Origin of the sequence: Arthrobacter sp. SPG23 (genome assembly GCF_000876655.1) — a bacterium.
In the GTDB taxonomy this organism is placed as follows: Bacteria; Actinomycetota; Actinomycetes; order Actinomycetales; family Micrococcaceae; genus Arthrobacter.
Window position 1 is genome coordinate 285,262 of the sequence record NZ_JYCN01000026.1, and the last position, 19,961, is coordinate 305,222.

A 19,961-nucleotide genomic window follows, 5' to 3' on the forward strand; every position below is an offset into this window, starting at 1 on the left:
GTCGGCCGTATTACTTATCGGCGCCGACGTACGTGACGGAGGGCATCGCCGGAGTTTCCATTCCCTCGCCAATGAAGAAGCTCGGGTGCGGGGGCTGGTTGTAGGCCACGTTTTCACGAGCCACGCCGGTGCGGTACATCGGATCGTGCATCAGGGTGCGGAGCCGCACCTCGGTGGGCGACGTGGTGGTGTAGATCCGCAGTTCCGTGCTGTCGCTGGACGGGAAGGCCAGCTCCTCGCGCCAGTCCCCCAGCAGGTCAGCCTGCAGGGACGGGTTGCCCTTGGTGGTGTTGTTGCTCCGCGCACCCGTGGCGGTCAGGAGCCGGTCACTTGTCTCGGTCTCCCAGTTCCACTTGGAGATGGTGGGCACGCCGACGGACGTGGCGGCGTCATAGTCGTGGTCCACGATTTCGCGCAGCAGGTCGCCGTCCCACCAGGCCAGGAAGTTCGCGGCCGGGATGTTCTCCGCAATCAGTTCACCCTTCGCGGACATCAGCTGCCCCACCGGCGAGTTCCAGGCGGCGCTGCCGCCGATGGCCCAGCCTTCAGCGCCGGCATAGCGGGGATCAATATCCCCCGCGGCGCCGCGCCCGGTGTCCTTGATGGCCGGAATGCTCCAGAGGACTTCACCCGTGGCTGCGTCACGGAAAGTGGCACCCCGGTTCCCGCTCTGACTCATGCTTTCGTGGACGGCGAAGGTTTCCAGGCCGGGCCGTGACGGGTCCAGGTCGCCCGTGTGGATGGCGTCGCCGTGGCCAAGCTTGGTGTTATAGAGAGGCTGGCCGTTGTCATCGATGGTCATGGAGCCGAAGACGAACTCGTCCTTGCCGTCCTGGTCCACGTCAGCCACGGACAGGTTGTGGTTGCCCTGGCCCTTGTATTCGGCGCCGGCGACGTCGGAATCGAACTTCCAGCGCTGTACCAGCTTGCCGTTCACAAGGTCATAGGTGACCAGGACTGTCCGGGTGTAGTAGCCGCGGCTGAACATCATGGAAGGGTGCTCGCCGTCCAGGTACGCCACCGCGCCGAGGAAACGGTCCACGCGGTTGCCGTAGCCGTCGCCCCACGCTGCCACCGAACCGCGCGGCGGGTCGTAGTTGACGGTGTCCATGATGGTGCCGCTGGCGCCGTTGAAGACTGTCAGGAATTCAGGACCGGACAGGACGTACCCGGCGGTGGTGCGGTAGTCCGCGGACGGGTCGCCGATCACGGTGCCGGCACCGTCCGTGGTGCCGTCCGCGGTCTTCATCGACAGCTCGGCCTTGCCGTCGCCGTCGAAATCGTAGGCCAGCAGCTGGGTATAGTGGGCCCCGGCCCGGATGTTGTGGCCCAGGTCGATGCGCCACAGCCTGGTGCCGTCCATCGTGTAAGCGTCCACGTAGACGTTGCCGGTGTAGCCGGACTGCGAGTTGTCCTTGGCGTTGGACGGCGCCCACGTCTGGATGATTTCGTACTTGCCGTCGCCGTCGAGGTCGGCCACGCTGGCGTCGTTGGCGGAGTAGGTATAAGGCTTGCCGTCCTTGGTAACGCCGTCGGCCGGCTTGTCCAGCTTGATGGCCAGGTAGTTCTGCGCCATCGGAGTGAACTCCTCGGTGAGCTGGTTCTGCCCGTCACCGTTGCCCACCGCCTTGATGACGTATTTGGAGGACGCGGTCCCCTCCGGATCGACGTACATGGTGGAGTTCCGGATGGGATCCACCGTGAGCTGCACGCCGTCGCGGATCACGTGGAAGCCGATGCTGTCCCGGTCCAGGCCCAGCATCCGCCAGCTGAGGGTGACGCCCTGATCGGTGAGGACCGCCACGGGCGCACGGTCCAGGTTTTCCACCTGGCGCTTGAGCGCGGACTTGCCTGATTGGACCGGCAGCTGTGCGTTCTGGCCGGGGCTCGCCTGGGTTGGATCGGCCTTTGTCTGATCAGCCTGGGTTGGATCGGCCTGTGCCAGCGGGACGCCGGTGAAGGCGAGTGCGGCGGCTGCCAGGGCCGCAGCGGCAACCGGCGCCGCCTTACGGAACCGCCCTGCCTTATTGGAAAGAGAACATTTCGCGGGGTATGCCAAAGAACATCTCCTTTGATGCTGACGGCAGCTGAGTCTGCCGCCAATGGGGTTTTGTATCGTTTCACTTTTTCTCCCGGCCCGGTCCCGTGAAGTTTTTCGAGGGATTCGGGCGGGAGAGAAAGCGCTTTCCGCCTCTTAGGTTTATCAGGACGTGACTGGATCGGTCAAGGACTTGACGATGGAATATGGGAGAAAATGTTCTGTTTCGTTTGCTTTGCCGCCAGCCGCGGCTGGAGCCAGTGGCCGGCTCGGGCGCCGACGCACTGGACCTGCTCGACTAAGCAAGCTGGCTCGCGCGCAGTCAGATGTCCCCGGCTGCGGCCTCAAGCAGCGGAAGGGTCCGCAGCGGCATGACCTCCACCAGGGACATCGCCGTGCTGGTGCGCATGACGCCGTCAATGCTGAGCATCCTGTTGGTCAGTCGATGAAGGTCCGCCGGGTCACGCGCCGCCACTTTTGCGAGCAGGTCCGCGTCCCCGGTGGTCGCATGCATCTCGATGATTTCCGGAATGACGCGGAGCGCAGCCACGGCCTCTTCGCTTGCCGACTGGCTGATGGCAATGGAAATGAAGGCTATGAGGGGAAGGCCCAGGGCGTCCATGCGCACGCGCTGGCTGAAGGGGCCCAGGCTGCCGTCGCTCAGCAGGCGCCGCAGCCGGGCGTGGACGGTATTCCGTGCGACGCCCAACTGCCGCGACAAGGACAGGACGGTTCCCTGCGGATCCTGGTCGAGGGCGAGAAGTATCCTGGCATCCAAAGAGTCAACGCGGTGCATATTGAGCATTTTGTCATACCGGACTCATCTAGAGGCCGGATCTGTCCCGCCATTATGTGCTCTGTTGCGCATAGTGATTCCGATGCCGAAAGATGCTTACATGACCAGCACCCTTCACCCGCCCGCGGAGCCAATGCTTCGCGACGCCGTCGCCAAGCTGCCCACCTACATTGCCGGCCGGAGCGCCGAATCCGCACTGACGGCTGCCCTGGCATCGAACGAAAGTCATTTCACCCCGCTTCCTTCCGTAGTGGACGTGATAGCGGCTGAAGGCGCCCGGATCCACAAGTACCCCAGCATGGGCTCAGCCGAAGCGAGGGAAGCCATTGCCCGGCATTTTTCGGTGTCCGCCGAAGAAGTCGCCGTGGGGCCGGGAAGCTCAGGCGTGCTGCAGCAGATGATCGCGGCAGTCTGCGACCACGGCGACGAGGTGGTCTTCGCCTGGCGGTCCTTTGAGGCCTACCCCATCCTGATCAGCGTGGCCGGCGCCAGGCCGGTGGCGGTCCCGCTGCTGGCCAACGAACACCACGACCTCGCGGCGATGGCTGACGCCGTCACCGACCGGACGCGCATCGTTATCCTGTGCTCGCCCAACAATCCCACCGGCGTCTCGATCGGTTCCGCGGAGATGGAAGACTTCCTCGCCAAGGTCCCTCCGCATGTCCTGGTGGTGATCGACGAGGCATACATCGAATACCAGAGGAGCGCAGACGGCCTGGATTCCCTGGAGCTCTTCCGCCGGTATCCGAACATCTGCGTCCTGCGCACATTCTCCAAGGCTTACGGCCTTGCCGGTCTTCGCGTTGGATATGCCATCGCCAGGCCCGCCGTGGCCGAGGGGCTTCGCCGGACGGCAATCCCTTTCGGGGTCAACAGGATGGCCCAGCGGGCGGCGGTCGCGTCCCTGGCTGCCGAAACGGAAATCCGGACCCGCACCAACGCGGTGGCAGAGGAGCGCGGCCGGGTGATTTCGTCGCTTCGCAGCTTTGGCTGGCAGGTCCCCGACAGCGAGGCGAATTTCTACTGGCTCAGGGTGCCGGACCAGCAGCGTGAGCAGATCCTCGCTGCCCTGTCAGATGCAGACATCCTGGCCAGGGGCTATCCGGGTGACGGGGTGCGCGTCAGCCTCGCTGACCGGGAAACCAACAACCGCGTCCTCGCGGTTCTTTCCGACCGCAGCCGGTTTGGTGCACAGTGACCACTCATACAGCCCCTGCCCCGCCGGCAAAGAACGCGGCCACACCGGCCGCGCCGACACCGGCCGCAGTGAAGCACTCAGCCGCCGAGGACATCCTGGGAATACTCACGGGTACCTTTGCCGCGTCCCTGGGTTTGTTCCTCCTCAAATCCAGCGAGGCTGTTACCGGCGGGACGGCCGGCCTTGCGCTTCTGGTCAGCTATTCCATTCCGCTTCCATTCGGCGTGATCTTCATGGCTGTCAACCTGCCGTTCTTCGCGCTGGCCGTTTGGAAGAAGGGCTGGAACTTCGCCCTCAGGACAGTGGCCGCTGTCGCCGTCGTGTCCGTTTTGTCTTCCGTTCACCCGGCCGCTCTCGGGGCGGTACAGATCGACCCCCTCTATGCCGTGTTCGGCGGAAACCTGCTGGCCGGCGTGGGCCTGCTCATCCTGTTCCGGCATAAGTCCAGCCTGGGCGGCTTCAACATCCTCGCCCTGGTCCTCCAGGAACGCCTGAACTGGCGCGCCGGATACGTTCAGTTGATCCTGGACGTGGCGATAGTGCTGGCCGCCTTCGCCTTCGTCGGTCCGCTGGTGGTCCTTTTGTCGGCGGCCGGGGCAACGCTCCTCAACTTTGTCCTCGCGCTGAACCATCGCCCCGGCCGGTACCTTGGTGAGTGATTAGTTAGACGGCGAAGGGCTCTCCGGGGACTCGGATTCGGTTGGGGTCACGGTGACTGTCGCCGTCGTCGTTTCCGTAACACTAGGCGTTGAGGTTCCGGTGACGGTCGACGTCGAGCTTCCGGTCGGCGTCGGGGTTGCCGTTCCGGAAGAACCGCCCTCCGCCTTGGCCAGGACTTCGTTGACCAGATCTTCCAGCTCTTTCTGGTCGGCGTCGCCCAGGTTGGCGCCGCCCTTGGTGGCCACCACCAGGAGGCGGCCCTGCGCCGCGGAAACCTGCATCAGCATGTCGGACGCGTTGCCGCCTCGGGTGCTGACGGTCGCGAAGGTCTCCTCGCCGTCGGTGTCGGCCTTCAGCTCCTTGCTGGCCACGTCATAGCGCTGTCCCAGCACTGAGAGCGTGAATTTGGCGCACTGGTCCATCTTGCTGCTGACCTGATCGAGCAGGCCGGCGGCGTCGGGCCCTTCGCTTCCCGACTGGGCGGACAGCGTGCGCGGTTGCGAACCCTCAGAGAGGGCAATGGCCACGTCACCGCTCTCAACCTTGTCCAGCAGCCCGGCCGTGGCGATCCCCTTGCAGTCCTGCGGGTCGGTAGTGGCGGCGCTCATCAGCAGGTTTGCGATGTTGCTGCCTTGCTCCACCTGCTCCTTGGAGTAGAGCTTGAGCTCATTGCCGTCTTTGTCGGTCCTGCCCGAGATCAGGTTCCGGAGTTCATCTTCGCTATAGACCTTGTCCTGCGCCGCGCTGGTTGTTGCGCTGGCACTCGGTGTGGGGCTTTGCGCTCCGCCGCCTGTACATCCGGCCAAGGCAAGCATCGCCGCGGCCGCAACGCCAAGAACTGGAAATTTCTTCATGGGAACCACCTCTTCAGATAGCAAGCATGCTTACGTTCCCTAGGGTACTCCTTTACGGGCGCCATGGACCTGGAGCCAATTCTTCCTACAATTTAAGTGGCGGGAATTGCGGCAACCAGCCGCATGGGCCGCACCACAAGGAGGACCGCAATGGGTTTGGGTGACAGGATCCACAACGCCGCGGAGCGACTTCACGGCAAGGGAAAGAAAGCCGCCGGCGAGGCCAGCGGCAACCGCCGGATGAGGGCCGAAGGCAAGGGCCAGGCGATCAGGGCCGACCTCAAGCAGGCCGGCGAAAAATTCAGGCACGCCTTCAAGAGGCACTAAGAAACAAACCGGTGAAGCGGGCGGCTCCGACAGGAACCGCCCGCTTTCAGGCTCCTTCGGTGGCGGCAAGCGACATGGGGCCGACAACGGTGAGCGTGCTCTTGTTACCGGCAGACTCTTCGACCGCAGCCAAGACGCGCTGGATCTGGAGCCCGTCTTCGAACGACGGCGACGGCGCCTCGCCTTCGCGGATTGCAGCGAGGAAGTCGCGGATCTGGTGCGTGAAGGTGTGTTCCCAGCCGATCACGTGGCCTTGGGGCCACCAGGCAGCCAGGTACGGGTGCTCGGGTTCGTTGACCAGGATGCGCCGGAATCCCTGTTCCCGGACGGGGACGGTGGCGTCCAGGAAATTCAGTTCGTTCAGGTTCTCGAGGTCAAACGTCAGCGACCCGCGTGAGCCGTAGATTTCGAGCGTGAGGGAATTCTTCAGGCCGGTGGCAACCCGGGATGCCTCGACCGAGGCGCTGATATTCCCCGTCATTCCAAGGGTGGCCCAGGCGGCGTCGTCCACCGTGACCGCTTCCAGACCCGCGGGACCGGGACGCTCGGCAACAAAAGTCCTCAGCGTTCCAGTCACCTCAGTGACAGTTTGACCGGTGAGGTGCTGAATCTGGTCGACGGCGTGGGAGGCGATGTCGCCCAGGGCGCCGGATCCGGCAGTTTCCTTCGCCAGCCGCCAGGTCATGGGGGCTTCGGCGTTGGAGAGCCAGTCCTGCAGGTAGGCGGCCCGGATGTGCCGGACAGTGCCGAGGCGGCCCTCCGCAATCAGCTCCCGGGCCAGCGCCAGCGCGGGGACGCGGCGGTAATTGAAGCCGATCATCGACTGCACGCCCCGGGAACGGGCCGCCGCAGCAGCCGCCGCCATTAGCTCAGCCTCACCCACAGTGTTGGCCAGCGGCTTTTCGACGAGGACGTGTTTGCCCGCCTCGAGCGCGGCAATGGCGATCTCCGCGTGCATCCAGCCCGGGGCGCAGACGTCCACGATGTCGATGTCATCCCGTTCAATGACGGCACGCCAGTCCGTGGCGGACTCGGCCCAGCCGTACCTGGCTGCGGCTTCGGCCACCTGGGTGGCGTCCCGGCCTACGAGCACTTTCTGCTCGAAGGCCGGGACATTGAAGAAACTGGCCACGTTCCGCCACGCATTCGAATGGGCCTTCCCCATGAAGGCATAGCCAATGGCGGCCACGCCGAGCGGGCGCGAAACTGGCGAGGAAGGCATTCGGTCGGACGGGTGTTCAGGGCTGGACATGTTCTCGTTCCTGATGGTTAGGAGGGTGGTTTGTGCGGATTCACGGAAGGAGGCGCCTAGGCCTCCTCGAACCAGCCCCGGGCAGGGTTGGAGACCTCAGGTGCCTCCCGGAACTGCTCCGGCTGGGCCACCCAGCCAACGCCGTTGGCGATGACCTTCTGGATCTGCGGCTGGTGGTAGACCGGGTACTCCTGGTCGCCGGGGCTGAAGTAGAAGATTCTGCCCTTGCCCCTGGAGAACGTCACGCCGGAGCGGAACACCTCGCCGCCGGCGAAGGAGCTGATGAAGATCAGGTCATCGGGCTCCGGAATGTCGAACAGTTCCCCGTACATTTCCTGCTCGGGGATGACGATGGGGCTTTCGATGCCGGCCGCGATCGGGTGTGAGGGCTTGACCGTCCACACGAGTTCGCGTTCGCCCTCGTTGCGCCATTTCAGTGAGCAGGTGGTGCCAAGCAGCCTGGTGAAGATCTTGGCAAAGTGCCCGGAGTGCAGCACCACCAGGCCCATGCCTCCCAGTACGTGGCGCTGCACGCGTTCCACCACTTCGTCGCTGACTTCCTGATGCGCTATGTGGCCCCACCACAGCAATACGTCGGTCTGTTCGAGGACTTCCTCGGAGAGTCCGTGCTCGGGGTCGGCCAGGGTGGCTGTGGAGATTTCGGAGTCCGGGTATGAGGCCCGGAGCCCGGCAGCAATGGCGCCGTGGATGCCTTCCGGGTACATCCCGGCCATGGTTTTCGGCTCGTTGCGGGCCTCGTGGACGGCCTCGTTCCAGACGACGATCTTCAGTTTCTTATCGGACATATCAGAGCACCACTTCCCGGTGTTCGAGGGCGGACTTGTAGCAGGCATCGAGTACCAGGGCACGGCTCAGAGCAAGTGACCCGTCATGGCTTCCCCAGACGGTCTCCCCACCGCGCACGGCGGCAATGAAGTCGTCGACGACGGCCTGGTGCGCGCGGCCGGGTTCGGCCACCACCTCGAAGTCGGCGTTCTCGCCGTCCTTCTCCGCGAAGACGCGCACATCCGCCACGGGATTCTCGGAAGCGCCGACAGCGCGCAGTTCCGCTCCGCCGTCGGTGCCGTAAACGGTGAAGTCCATCAGATCCCGCTCGTCACGGTAGCTGGCCCATCCGGCTTCCAGGATGAGGGTCCCGCCACCTTCCAGACGGATGAACGCGGACGCGAAGTCTTCCACCTCGAACTTGTGGCTTGACTTCATCGCGGTGTAGCGGGCGTTGCCACCAAGGCCGCGCGGGCCGAGTTCGGAATGGGTCGAGGCGGAGACCGCCAGGACCTTTGGTTCGCCCAGGAGGTGCAGGGCATAGTCCAGTACGTGGACGCCGATGTCTGCCAGCGGACCACCGCCTGCGAGTTCCGGGTTGGTGAACCAGCTTCCGAGCATCGGAATGCCCTGGCGGCGGAGCCAGGATGCCTTTGCGTAGTACGGGCGGCCCAGGGTGCCGGCGTCGATCACTTCCTTGAGTGCCTGGATGTCACCGCGGCGGCGGTGGTTGAACGCGACGTCAAGGACCCGGCCGGCTTTGCGGGCAGCATCCACCATCGCCTGGCCCTCTGCGCCGTTGCGGGCCAAGGGCTTTTCGCTCAGCACATGCAATCCGCGTTCCAGGGCCGCGATGGAGATCGGGGCGTGCAGGAACGTGGGGACGGCGACGCTGACGGCGTCGAGGCCTTCAAGCTCGATCATGTCTTCCCAGCGGGCGAAGGCGTGAGGAATGCTGTATTCCTCCTTCATCCGGGCAAGGAGGTCTTGTTCCATGCCGGCGACGGCGACAATTTGGACGCCGTCGATATTGCTGTATGCCTTGAGGTGCTGCTGGCCGGCCCAACCGATGCCCACAACTCCCACCTTGAGGATTGCGGACGGGACCTGCTGCTGAATGCTCACGTTGTTCCTGTTCTTTCTATGGTTCTCGTTGGAGTCTGTTGGGTGGGGCTGGATTCAGTGGCGGCGGGCTTAGCCCTTGACGGCGCCGGCCGTCATGCCGGAAACGATGCGCTTCTGGCACACGAGTACGAGGATGACCAGCGGGACGGTGATGATCACCGACGCCGCGCTGATGGTGCCCAGTGGTTGGTCGAACTCGCTGGTTCCGCTGAAGAACGCAATCGCTACCGGGACCGGACGGGCCTCCGGCGAAGTGGTCAGGGTGACGGCAAGGAGGAATTCGTTCCAGACCGAGATGAACACCAGGATCGCTGTCGTGGCAAGGCCCGGGACCGCCAAAGGCAGGATGACCTTGCGGAAGGCGGTGAACGGCGTGGCGCCATCCATGTACGCCGACTCCTCGAGCTCACGCGGGATCTCTTTGAAGAAGGAGGTCAGCGTGTAGATCGCCAGCGGCAACGCGAAAGTCAGCTTCGGGATGATGAGGCCAAGAAGCGTGTCGTACAGGCCGATTTCCCGCCAGATGGAGAACAACGGGGCCGCGATGGCGATGGCCGGGAAGGTGGTTACCGAAAGGATGAGCGTCAGGATCATCGCCTTGCGGCGCATCTTGAGCCTGGCCAACGCGTAGGCGGCGAAGGATGCGAATACCAGCGCCACCGTGGTGGTGACGACGGCGATGATCACCGAATTGCGCAAGGCCAGGAGGAACTCGGGGTTCTGGAATACCACCAGATAGTTCTCCACGGTGGGCTGGCTCGGGAAGAGTTCACCCTTGGACAGGCTCGCTCCCTTCTTGAGCGAGGTGTTGACCAGCCAGTAGAACGGTATGAGCGAGAAGCCCATGACGGCAACGACGAAGACCCAGACGAGCGGGTGCAGCTTCGCTTCGCCGCGGAGCCGACGCTTCGGCGCCCTGGGGCGGGCGGCGGGTTCCGCCGTCGGGCGTTCCGCAGTCAGCGTGCTCATTGTTCCTCCTTGCCGGCTTCGCGGATGTTGCCGCCGGCGAAGCGGATGTAGATGACGGAGACCACCATGACGGTCAGGAAGGTCAGGATGGACAGCGCCGACCCTTCGCCCACCAGCCGGTTCTCCCGCAGTTGGGTATAGGCCAGCATCGACATTGATTCGGTGCCGTTGGCGCCGCGGGTGAGCACGAACGGCAAGTCGAACACGCGCAGGGCATCCATGGTGCGGAAGATCGCTGCAAGGACGATGGCGGGACGAAGGAGCGGCAGGGTGATGTGCACGAATGTCTGCCACTTGCTGGCGCCGTCGAGTTCCGCCGCCTCATAGGTCTCAGCGGAGATAACCTGCAGGCCGGCCAGGATGATGAGTGCAGCGAACGGCGTGGTCTTCCAGACGTCGGCCAGGACGATCACGGCCATGGCGTATCCATGCTCTCCGAGCCAGACGACGTCGCCGCCGGGCAGCCCAAGGGCGGAGAGAACGTTGGTCACCAGACCCATGTTGGGCTGGAACATCGTCTGCCAGGTGATGGCACTGACGACCGTGACGATCGCGTACGGCAGCAGAACCACGGTGCGAAGGACTGCGCGGCCCTTGAACGCGAGGTTGAGAAGCAACGCCATGCCGGTTCCCAGCACCAGCTCCAGGGAGACCGAGAGGGCTGCGAAGAGGAACGTCTGGCCGAAGGCCGCCCACCATTCGGGGCTGCTCAAAGCCGCGACGTAGTTCTCCAGGCCTACGAAGCGGGAGAGGCCGGCAGTGCGGACGCTGTACTGGTTCAGCGAGAGCCAGATCGCGTAGCCGATGGGCACAGCCGCCACCAGGGCCATGAGTGCCAGCGCCGGGGCGGTCATGCGGACCGCGAGCCGCCGCTCTGCCTGGTCGCGGCCGTTCACGGTGCGACCAGGCGAAAGTGCCTTGGTTGCCATGGTCAGAAGCTCGCCTTGGCGGTGTTGATTTCCTCTGCCATGCTCTTCACGGCGTCCTCAGCGGAGGCAGTACCGGAAAGAACGGCGTAGACGTTCTTATAGATCGCCTGGGAGATCTGCGGGTAGACCGGGGAGACCGGGCGGGGCTTGGCACCTTTGACGGACGCGAGCAGCTCGGTGGCGAACGGCATCTTCTGGAGAACCGCCGCATCAGAGTAGGCCGCTTCATTAACCGGGGCCTGGGAGTAGTCCATGGCCACGTGCTTCTGCCACTCCGGCGTGGTGGCAAAGTCGATGAACGCCACCGCCCCGGCCTGGTTCGTGGAGTGGGCCGAGATAGCCAGGTTCCAGCCACCCAGTACGCCGGACGCCTTGCCGCCTTCCCACGCCGGCAGCGGCGCTACGCCAAAGCTGCCCGCCAGCGGTGTGGCGTTGAGCAGGCGGTACACGTGCGGCCAGTTGCGCTGGTAGCCGAAGTTGCCGGACTCGTAGGCGAGGCGGGTGGGGTCTTCGTTGTACGTCAGGACGGCGCGGTCCGCCGAGCCATCCTTGAGGCCGTTGCTCATGAACTCGAGAACTTCGCGGGTTTCCGGGGAGTCGATCGTCACCTCGCCCTTGTCATTGAGCACTTCGCCGCCGGCGCTGTACAGCATTTCAAGGAAGTTCACCGTCAGGCCCTCGTACTGCTTCCCTTGGTAGACGTACCCGTTGCCGGGAGCCTTGGCTGCTTCTGCGTAAAGCTGCTGCCAGGTCTCGGGCTTTGCCACCTTGTCCTTCTGGTAGTACACCAATCCCGCGTTGGTGAAGAACGGCGAGGCCCAGTACTTGTCCTCGTACTTCGTGGTCTCCACCGTGGAAGGGATGAGCCGGTCTTTGCTGGACTCTACGAGCTTGGTCTGGTCCAGCAGCCAGCCTTGCGAGGCGAACTCGGAGGTCCAGATGACGTCCGTGAGGAAGATATCGCATTCCGTGGACTTGCCTTCGAGCCGCTGCACGGTCTGAGTGCGGGCTTCATCCGTGGTGGCGCCGATCTCGGTGTACTTGGCCGTGACCTTGCCGTTCGCCTTGGTGAATTGCTCTGCCGTGCCCTTGTAGATGCCGGAGGCGTCCTTGCCGCCGCAGACGTTGATGCTGCCGCTGGCATTCGCGCCCGACGCCGGATCTGCAGCCGCCGCATTGTCCGCACCCTGGGGTGCCGCGCCGCCACCGCAACCGCTGATCAGGAGGCCCGCGGCCATAGCTGCGGCGGCGGCAATGATGAGCCGCGGCCGCCGCGGGGAACCTGCGCGCAGTTCGGTCATGCGCGCAGAGCTCCGGGATGTTGCGGTGTCCTCCTGGAGCGGAGAAGCAGGTCGAATCAAGTCCACGAGTGGCTCCTTTGGGGGTCTGTGGGCAGTGGGAAGCTGAGTTGGGCGGCAGCGACGGAGACTGCCGCGCACCCATGGCTTCTTTGCCGGATGCTTCGTTGCATACAACTTTTGGAATCGATTCCAAAGCTAGGAAAAGTGATGGCTTTTACTCTGTGGAATCGATTCCAAAGTAGTGTGACAGGGACCACGTCAGGCTGTCAACCCTGCTTCTCAACCCCTGGTGGAGTCCCGTATCACGAGTTCATAAGGCAGGAAGGTTCGGCCGCGGCGATGTGCGCCCGGTACCGTCATCCGTTCCAGGAGCTCCGCAAATGCCACCCGGCCCATTTCATAGGCCGGCTGCCGAACAGTGGTCAGTTCCGGGACGCACATCTCCGCCTGGGCCGAGTCATCAAAACCTGCCACGGCGATGTCGTCAGGCACCCGCAGCCCGGCGTCGGTGAGTTCACGGACGCACCCCGCCGCCACGATGTCGGTGCCGCAAAAAACTGCGTCAGGAAGATGCCCCGCCTCCAGCAGCTTCCGGGCCAGGGCGCGCCCGGAGTGGAAGCCGAAACTACCTTCCCCGAACAGCACTTGGTCCGGAGCCAAGCCCGCATCGGTGACAGCCTGCCGAAACCCTGCCTCGCGGAGTCGGCCAGAGCGGGCACCCCTGTGCCCGATCATGGCCAGCCTTCGGCCGCCAGTGTCAATCAGATGGCGCGTGATGTCGTACGCGGCCTGGCGGTCGTCGATGGACACGCCGAATGCCGCCTCGGCGTCGACGATCTCGCAGACCTGGACCACACTCAATTGTTCGGCCACCGCACCGACCTCTTCATCCGACATCGTCGGCGAAAACAGGACCAATCCGTCCACGGAGCCGTTCCGCAGCATGTCCACTAATTGCTGTTCGCGCTCCGGGTCCCCGGCCGTCGCCGCGATGAGGCTGACGTAGCCGGAGTCCGCCGCGGCGTCGCCCACACCCCGGAAGACTTCACTGATCACCAATGAGTCCAGGTTCTTGGCGAGGGCCAAGACCCGCATTGTCCGGTCCCGGCGAAGGTCCCGGGCCGAGGCAAGCGGCCGATAGCTCAGCTGGCGGATTGCCTCGTTGACCTTTTCCTTGCTCGACTCGCTGACAGCCGGACTTCCGTTCAGGACGCGGGACACCGTCCCTACAGACACTCCCGCTGTTCTGGCGACGTCCTGGACTGTCGCTCGCGCCATTCGATTGTCCTTCCGCGACCAGTGACGCTGGTCCTTGCCGCCACACCACTGCCGTGCCTCACCGGCGTTCCTCAGCATAGCCGCAGGGCGAAGCCCCCTTGACTCCCACCCCAGCCTTCCCTAGACTTTTCATAAAGCAGAATCTAAATTCCACAAGGCGGAAAGCGACGAGGCGAACCGGCCTCGGCGCAAGGCACAGAGGAAGATAGATCAAAGCCCCTCCCCCGGAAGGACACCTACGATGACGTACACAGTGAACTGCTCTATCCTGCTGACCGAACTGCCGCTGCTGGAGCGCCCGGCCGCGGCGAAGGCCGCCGGCTTTGACGCCGTCGAATTCTGGTGGCCTTTCGAAACCTCCGTCCCCGCCGACGCCCAGGTCACCGAGTTCGAGAACGCCATCAAGGACGCCGGCGTGCAACTCACCGGCCTGAACTTCAACGCCGGCAACATGCCCGGCGGCGACCGCGGCCTGGTCTCCTGGCCGGCACGCTCCACCGAATTCCAGGACAACATCGACGTCGTCGCCGGCATCGGCGAACGCCTCGGGTGCAAGGCGTTCAACGCCCTCTACGGCAACCGCGTTGACGGCGAATCGGCCGACAAGCAGGACGCCATCGGCGCCGAAAACCTCGCGGCGGCGGCAGCCGGCGTGGCCCGCATCGGCGGCACCGTCCTCCTGGAACCGGTCAGCGGCGCCCCCAGGTACCCGCTCCTCAAGGCCCAGGACGCCCTCAACGTCATTGCCCGGGTCAAGGAGGAATCCGGCGCTGAGAACATCAAGCTCCTCGCCGATTTCTACCACCTGGCCGTCAATGGAGACGACGTCGCCGCCGTCATCGAAAAGCACGCGAAGGACTTCGGCCACATCCAGATCGCCGACAACCCCGGCCGCGGGGCTCCCGGAACCGGTGAGCTTCCCCTCGGCGAGTGGATCGCCCGCAGCCGCGAACTCGGCTACGAGGGCTACATCGGACTCGAATACAAGGAACCGAAGGAAACGGCCTTCAGCTGGGCCATCCGCCAGCGCGTCTCGCAGTAGTCCCCCTAGCCCCACACAGACTTTCAGAAAGAGAACCATCATGAGCAACGTTGCAGTTATCGGACTCGGAATCATGGGCCTGCCCATGGCCATCAATCTCGTCAAGGCCGGCCACACCGTCACCGGCTTCAACCGCAGCCAGGACAAGATCGACAAGCTTGTCTCCGAAGGCGGCAAGGGCGCCACAAGCATCGCGGACGCCGTCAAGGACGCCGACGTCGTCATCACCATGGTCCCCGACTCCTCCGACGTCGAAGGCGTAGTCAGCGGCAAGGAGGGCGTCTTCGCCAACGCGAAGAAGGGCACCCTCTGGATCGACGCATCCAGCATCCGCCCGGACGTGGCCAAGCGCCTGGCGGACGACGCCAAGGCAGCCGGCATCCGCGCACTCGACGCCCCGGTCTCCGGCGGCGAACAGGGTGCCATTGACGCCGCACTCTCCATCATGGTGGGCGGCGAAGCGGCCGACTTCGAGGCAGCGCAGGACGTCCTCAACGCCGTCGGCAAGACCATCGTCCACGTCGGTCCCGCAGGCTCGGGCCAGACCGTCAAGGCCGCCAACCAGCTGATCGTCGCCGTCAACATCGAGGTCCTCGGCGAGGCCATCGCCTTCCTCGAGGCCTACGGCGTGGACACCGACGCAGCCCTCAAGGTCCTCGGCGGCGGCCTCGCCGGTTCCAAGGTCCTCGACCAGAAGGGCCAGAAGATGCTGGACCGCAACTTCGACCCCGGCTTCCGTCTGGCCCTCCACCACAAGGACCTCGGCATCGTCACGTCCGCAGCCCGCGAAGCCAACGTGGCCCTCCCGCTCGGCGCCGTCGTCGCACAGCTCGTCGCCGCCACCGTCAACCAGGGCGACGGCGGACTCGACCACTCGGGCCTCTTCAAGCAGGTCCTCCAGCTCAGCGGCCGGAAGTAAGCACCTCCGGCAGCAGGCCGGATAACAAGCAAAAACCGGGCAACCGCCGTCGTACATCAACGACGGCGGCTCCCCAACTACACCCAAAATCCGCCCGCGAAGGGCACCCCAAAGCTTTCAAGGAGTACACAATGACCAAGATGCGCACCGTAGATGCTGCCGTCGCGATCCTGGAAAAGGAGGGCGCCACCGAGGCGTTCGGCCTGCCAGGCGCGGCGATCAACCCCTTCTACTCGGCCATGCGGGCCCACGGCGGCATCCGCCACACGCTGGCCCGCCACGTTGAAGGCGCCAGCCACATGGCGGACGGCTACTCCCGCGCCGCCGACGGCAACATCGGCATCTGCATCGGCACCTCCGGCCCTGCCGGCACGGACATGATCACCGGCCTGTACGCGGCCTGGGCCGATTCCATCCCCATGCTCTGCATCACCGGCCAGGCCCCCGTTGCCAAGCTGCACAAGGAAGACTTCCAGGCCGTGGACATCGAGTCCATCGCCAAGCCCGTCACTAAGATGGCCATGACCATCCTGGAACCCGGCCAGGTACCCGGCGCCTTCCAGAAGGCCTTCCAGCTGATGCGCTCCGGCCGCCCCGGCCCGGTTTTGCTGGACCTGCCGATCGACGTACAGATGGCCGAGATCGAATTCGACATCGACACCTACGAGCCCCTGCCCGTGGAGAAGCCCAAGGCCAGCCGCAAGCAGCTGGAAAAGGCCCTGGACATGCTGACCGCAGGCGAGCGCCCGCTGATCGTGGCCGGCGGCGGCATCATCAACGCCGGCGCCTCCGCGCAACTGGTGGAACTGGCCGAGATCCTGAACGTTCCCGTCATCCCCACGCTGATGGGCTGGGGCGCCACCTCCGACGACCACCCGCTGATGGCCGGCATGGTGGGCCTGCAGACCTCGCACCGCTACGGCAACGAGAACTACCTGCGCAGCGACTTCGTGATCGGCATCGGCAACCGCTGGGCCAACCGCCACACCGGCGGCTTGGACACCTACACGGCCGGCCGCACGTTCGTGCACATCGACATCGAGCCCACGCAGATCGGCCGCGTGTTCTCCCCGGACTTCGGCATCGCGTCCGACGCCGGCGCCGCACTGGAGGGCCTGGTTGAACTGGCCCGCGAACGCCAGGCAGCCGGCTCCCTGCCGGACTACTCCGGCTGGGCCGCCGAATGCCAGGAGCGCAAAGCCACCCTGCACCGCAAGACGCACTTCGAGAACATCCCCATCAAACCGCAGCGCGTATACGAGGAGATGAACAAGTCGTTCGGCAAGGACACCACCTACGTGTCCACCATCGGCCTGTCCCAGATCGCCGGCGCCCAGATGCTGCACGTGTTCGGCCCGCGCAAGTGGATCAACGCCGGCCAGGCCGGTCCCCTGGGCTGGACCGCTCCGGCCGCCCTGGGCGTGGTCCGCGGCAAGCCGGACGAGACCGTTGTTGCCCTGTCCGGTGACTACGACTTCCAGTTCATGATCGAGGAACTGGCCGTGGGCGCGCAGTTCAACCTGCCGTACATCCACGTGGTGGTGAACAACTCCTACCTGGGCCTGATCCGCCAGTCCCAGCGCGGCTTCAACATGGAACAGAACGTGTCCCTGGCGTTCGAGAACATCAACAGCCCGGAGACAAACGGCTACGGCGTGGACCACGTCAAGGTGGCCGAGGGCCTGGGCTGCAAGGCCGTCCGCGTGGAGGACCCGAACGATCTGGGTGCCGCCTTCGACAAGGCCAAGGCGCTGGCCGGCGAGTTCAAGGTTCCTGTGGTGGTGGAAGTGATCCTCGAAAAGATCACCAACATCTCCATGGGCGTGGAAATCAACGCAGTGAACGAGTTCGAGGAACTGGCCGAGACCAGCGCCGACGCCCCCACTGCCATCCTGGCGATGCAGGCCTAATCATGCGGATCGTGATCGCACCGGACAAGTTCAAGGGCTCGCTGTCCGCCCCGGAGGTGGCCCGCCACCTGGATGCCGGGCTGCAGTCGGCCACCGGCCACAACCTTGACGTCCTCCGGATTCCGGTGGCCGACGGCGGCGAGGGCACCCTCGATGCCGCCGTCGGCTCCGGCTTCACCCGCCGGAGCGCCCTGGTCAGCGGTCCCACCGGGCAGCCGCTCCGGGCGGACTTTGCGGTCCGCGGCCGCGAGGCGGTCATCGAAATGGCCGCCGCGTCGGGCCTCGCTGTCCTCCCCGCTGAAAGCGGATCATCCGGCCGGCCGGATTCGGCCAGCGCAAAGAACGCCACCAGCCTGGGCACCGGCGAACTGATCCGGGCAGCGCTCGACGCCGGATGCCGGCAGATCATTCTGGGCGTCGGCGGAAGCGCCAACACCGACGGCGGCGCCGGCGTCCTGCAGGGACTCGGCGCGCAGCTCCTCGACGCCGACGGCAACGAACTGCCGCCCGGCGGCGCGGCCCTCGCCAGGCTGGACCGGATCGACTTCTCCGGATTCGATTCCCGGCTGGACGAGGCGCGCTTCGTCCTGGCCAGTGACGTGGACAACCCGCTGCTCGGAGCCGAAGGCGCCCCGGCGATCTTCGGCCCGCAGAAGGGTGCCACCCCGGAGGACGTGGCAATCCTCGACGCCGCCCTGGCGCACTTTGTGGATGTGCTCTCCGCCGAAATAGGTCCCCGCGCGCTGAAGGCCGCGGACGCACCGGGCGCCGGAGCTGCGGGCGGCGTAGGCTACGCAGCCATCGCGGTCCTGGCCGCGACGCGCAGGCCCGGCATCGACGTCGTGCTTGAATTCACGGGGCTGGCCGAGCGGCTGGCCGGCGCCGACCTGGTGATCACCGGCGAAGGCAGCCTGGACGAACAGAGCCTGCTCGGCAAGACGCCCATGGGCGTGGCCCGAGCGGCGGCCCGGGCCGGTGTTCCGGTGGTGGCCGTCTGCGGACGCACCACGCTGACGCCGGAACAGCAGAAGGATTCCGGATTCCGGCAGGTCTACCCGCTGACCTCGCTGGAGGCCAAGGTAGAAATATGTATAGCCGAAGCAGGACCCCTGCTTGAACAATTGGGAAAGCACATCGGCGCGGAACTGGCGGACCTGACCCGGGCCGCCACCACCGTTGATTCCACCACGCCGACGACCAGCGCCCGCACTAAGGAGCCCCTCAATGTCTGAAGAAAGCTTTGACCTCGTTATCCGGGGGCAGCGCATCCTCACCACTGCCGGCATCGCGCCCCGTGAAGTAGGCGTGCGCGGCGGCAAGATCGTGGCCATCGAACCCCTCGGCAACGGCCTGAACGGCACCGAAGTGATCGAACTTGCCGACGACGAAACCCTGATCCCCGGCCTGGTGGACACCCACGTCCACGTCAACGAGCCCGGCCGCACCGAGTGGGAGGGCTTCGCCTCCGCCACCCGTGCGGCCGCCGCCGGCGGCGTCACCACCATCATCGACATGCCGCTGAACTCCATCCCGCCCACCACCACTGTGGAAGGCCTCAAGCTCAAGCGCGAGGTGGCCGAGGACCAGGCGTTCGTGGATGTCGGATTCTGGGGCGGCGCGGTGCCCGGCAACAAGGCGGACCTGCGCCCGCTGCACGACGAGGGCGTGTTCGGCTTCAAGTGCTTCCTGCTGCACTCCGGCGTGGACGAGTTCCCGCACCTGGAGGCGGACGAGATGGAAGAAGACATGGCCGAGCTCAAGTCCTTCGACTCGCTCATGATCGTCCATGCCGAGGACTCGCACGCCATTGACCGTGCACCGCATCCGGGCGGCGACCACTACTCCACCTTCCTGGCGTCCCGCCCCCGCGGCGCCGAGAACAAGGCCATCGCCGAGGTGATCGAGCGGGCCCGCTGGACCGGCGCTCGCGCCCACATCCTCCACCTCTCCTCCTCCGATGCACTGCCGATGATCGCCAGCGCCAAGCGCGACGGCGTGCACCTCACCGTGGAGACCTGCCCGCACTACCTCACGCTCATGGCCGAGGAGATCCCCGACGGCGCCACCGCCTACAAGTGCTGCCCGCCCATCCGCGAGGCGTCCAACCGGGAGCTGCTGTGGAAGGGCCTGGAGGACGGCACCATCGACTGCATCGTGTCCGATCACTCGCCGTCGACGCTTGACCTGAAGGACCTGGAGAACGGCGACTTCGCCGTGGCCTGGGGCGGCGTCTCCTCGTTGCAGCTGGGCCTGTCGCTGATCTGGAGCGAGGCCCGGCACCGCGGCATCCCGCTGGAGCAGGTTGTTTCCTGGATGGCCGAGAAGCCGGCCGCACTGGCACGCCTGTCCAACAAAGGCCAGCTGGCGCTCGGGTTCGACGCGGACTTCTCGGTCTTCGCCCCGGATGAAGCTTTCGTGGTGGATGTTTCCAAGCTCAAGCACAAGAACCCCATCACGCCCTACGACGGCAAGGCACTCTCCGGCGTAGTCCGGAAGACATTCCTGCGCGGACATGAAATCGACGGCCAGACCCCCGGCGGCAAGCTCATCCGCCGCGGCGGCGTCTGAGGCACCACG

At 65.2% G+C, this 19,961-nt stretch carries 18 protein-coding genes; 8 read left to right on the plus strand and 10 right to left on the minus strand.

What is annotated here, in order from left to right; all coding sequences use genetic code 11:
- Positions 1-10 precede the first annotated feature (10 nt).
- Together TV39_RS18540 and TV39_RS18545 are read right to left on the minus strand one after the other, a co-directional pair.
- Entirely contained in the window at positions 11-2,059 is a 2,049-nt protein-coding gene (locus TV39_RS18540; protein WP_043484451.1) for a rhamnogalacturonan lyase, read from the minus strand.
- A gap of 301 nt (positions 2,060-2,360) precedes the next feature.
- Positions 2,361-2,834, minus strand: coding sequence for an Lrp/AsnC family transcriptional regulator (locus TV39_RS18545; RefSeq protein WP_082049894.1), 474 nt, complete (start codon positions 2,832-2,834; stop codon positions 2,361-2,363).
- 100 nt (positions 2,835-2,934) lie between these two features.
- Here TV39_RS18545 and TV39_RS18550 point away from each other — a divergent pair, with 100 nt between their 5' ends.
- Positions 2,935-4,032 (plus strand): histidinol-phosphate transaminase, encoded by a 1,098-nt coding sequence (locus tag TV39_RS18550; protein ID WP_043484455.1) that lies wholly within the window; start codon positions 2,935-2,937, stop codon positions 4,030-4,032.
- Positions 4,029-4,691, plus strand: a complete 663-nt coding sequence (locus tag TV39_RS18555) for a YitT family protein (RefSeq protein WP_043484457.1) — start codon at positions 4,029-4,031, stop codon at positions 4,689-4,691. Before TV39_RS18550 ends, TV39_RS18555 begins: the two co-directional genes overlap by 4 nt.
- Here the strand turns inward: TV39_RS18555 and TV39_RS18560 are convergent, their stop codons facing one another.
- Positions 4,692-5,546: a hypothetical protein gene (locus TV39_RS18560; RefSeq protein ID WP_082049875.1), complete on the minus strand. Its 855-nt coding sequence runs from the start codon at positions 5,544-5,546 to the stop codon at positions 4,692-4,694.
- Positions 5,547-5,696: 150 nt separating this feature from the next.
- Between TV39_RS18560 and TV39_RS18565 the strand changes: the two genes are divergently transcribed.
- Positions 5,697-5,873, plus strand: a complete 177-nt coding sequence (locus tag TV39_RS18565; protein WP_043484461.1) for a CsbD family protein — start codon at positions 5,697-5,699, stop codon at positions 5,871-5,873.
- A gap of 46 nt (positions 5,874-5,919) precedes the next feature.
- On the opposite strand, the gene TV39_RS18570 is transcribed toward TV39_RS18565, so the two are convergent.
- From TV39_RS18570 to TV39_RS18600, 7 genes are all read right to left on the minus strand, one after another.
- Positions 5,920-7,125 (minus strand): Gfo/Idh/MocA family protein, encoded by a 1,206-nt coding sequence (locus tag TV39_RS18570; RefSeq protein WP_043484463.1) that lies wholly within the window; start codon positions 7,123-7,125, stop codon positions 5,920-5,922.
- A gap of 56 nt (positions 7,126-7,181) precedes the next feature.
- Positions 7,182-7,931 carry a ThuA domain-containing protein gene (locus TV39_RS18575; protein ID WP_043484465.1) on the minus strand — a complete coding sequence of 250 codons (750 nt, stop codon included), beginning with the start codon at positions 7,929-7,931 and terminating at the stop codon, positions 7,182-7,184.
- 1 nt (position 7,932) lies between these two features.
- The gene (locus TV39_RS18580) at positions 7,933-9,036 is read right to left on the minus strand and encodes a Gfo/Idh/MocA family protein (protein ID WP_043484466.1); all 1,104 of its coding nucleotides are present in this window, start codon (positions 9,034-9,036) and stop codon (positions 7,933-7,935) included.
- Positions 9,037-9,105: 69 nt separating this feature from the next.
- Complete coding sequence (locus TV39_RS18585; RefSeq protein ID WP_043484468.1) at positions 9,106-10,005, minus strand: carbohydrate ABC transporter permease; 900 nt, start codon at positions 10,003-10,005, stop codon at positions 9,106-9,108.
- Complete coding sequence (locus TV39_RS18590; protein WP_043484470.1) at positions 10,002-10,934, minus strand: carbohydrate ABC transporter permease; 933 nt, start codon at positions 10,932-10,934, stop codon at positions 10,002-10,004. Before TV39_RS18590 ends, TV39_RS18585 begins: the two co-directional genes overlap by 4 nt.
- 2 nt (positions 10,935-10,936) lie before the next feature.
- Complete coding sequence (locus TV39_RS18595; protein ID WP_082049877.1) at positions 10,937-12,301, minus strand: ABC transporter substrate-binding protein; 1,365 nt, start codon at positions 12,299-12,301, stop codon at positions 10,937-10,939.
- Positions 12,302-12,514: 213 nt separating this feature from the next.
- A complete protein-coding gene (locus TV39_RS18600; RefSeq protein WP_043484472.1) occupies positions 12,515-13,513 on the minus strand; it encodes a LacI family DNA-binding transcriptional regulator in 999 nt (332 codons plus the stop codon).
- Between the two features lie 241 nt (positions 13,514-13,754).
- On the opposite strand from TV39_RS18600, the gene TV39_RS18605 reads away from it, so the two are divergent.
- The 5 genes from TV39_RS18605 (at position 13,755) to allB (ending at position 19,952) form a co-directional block, all read left to right on the plus strand.
- Complete coding sequence (locus tag TV39_RS18605; protein ID WP_043484473.1) at positions 13,755-14,555, plus strand: hydroxypyruvate isomerase family protein; 801 nt, start codon at positions 13,755-13,757, stop codon at positions 14,553-14,555.
- A gap of 40 nt (positions 14,556-14,595) precedes the next feature.
- Positions 14,596-15,474, plus strand: a complete 879-nt coding sequence (locus tag TV39_RS18610) for a 2-hydroxy-3-oxopropionate reductase (RefSeq protein WP_043484475.1) — start codon at positions 14,596-14,598, stop codon at positions 15,472-15,474.
- A gap of 131 nt (positions 15,475-15,605) precedes the next feature.
- Entirely contained in the window at positions 15,606-17,384 is a 1,779-nt protein-coding gene (gcl, locus tag TV39_RS18615; RefSeq protein WP_043484476.1) for a glyoxylate carboligase, read from the plus strand.
- A 2-nt stretch (positions 17,385-17,386) separates the two neighbouring features.
- Positions 17,387-18,616, plus strand: coding sequence for a glycerate kinase (locus tag TV39_RS18620; protein WP_043484478.1), 1,230 nt, complete (start codon positions 17,387-17,389; stop codon positions 18,614-18,616).
- Complete coding sequence (gene allB, locus TV39_RS18625) at positions 18,609-19,952, plus strand: allantoinase AllB (RefSeq protein WP_043484480.1); 1,344 nt, start codon at positions 18,609-18,611, stop codon at positions 19,950-19,952. Before TV39_RS18620 ends, allB begins: the two co-directional genes overlap by 8 nt.
- Positions 19,953-19,961 lie beyond the last annotated feature (9 nt).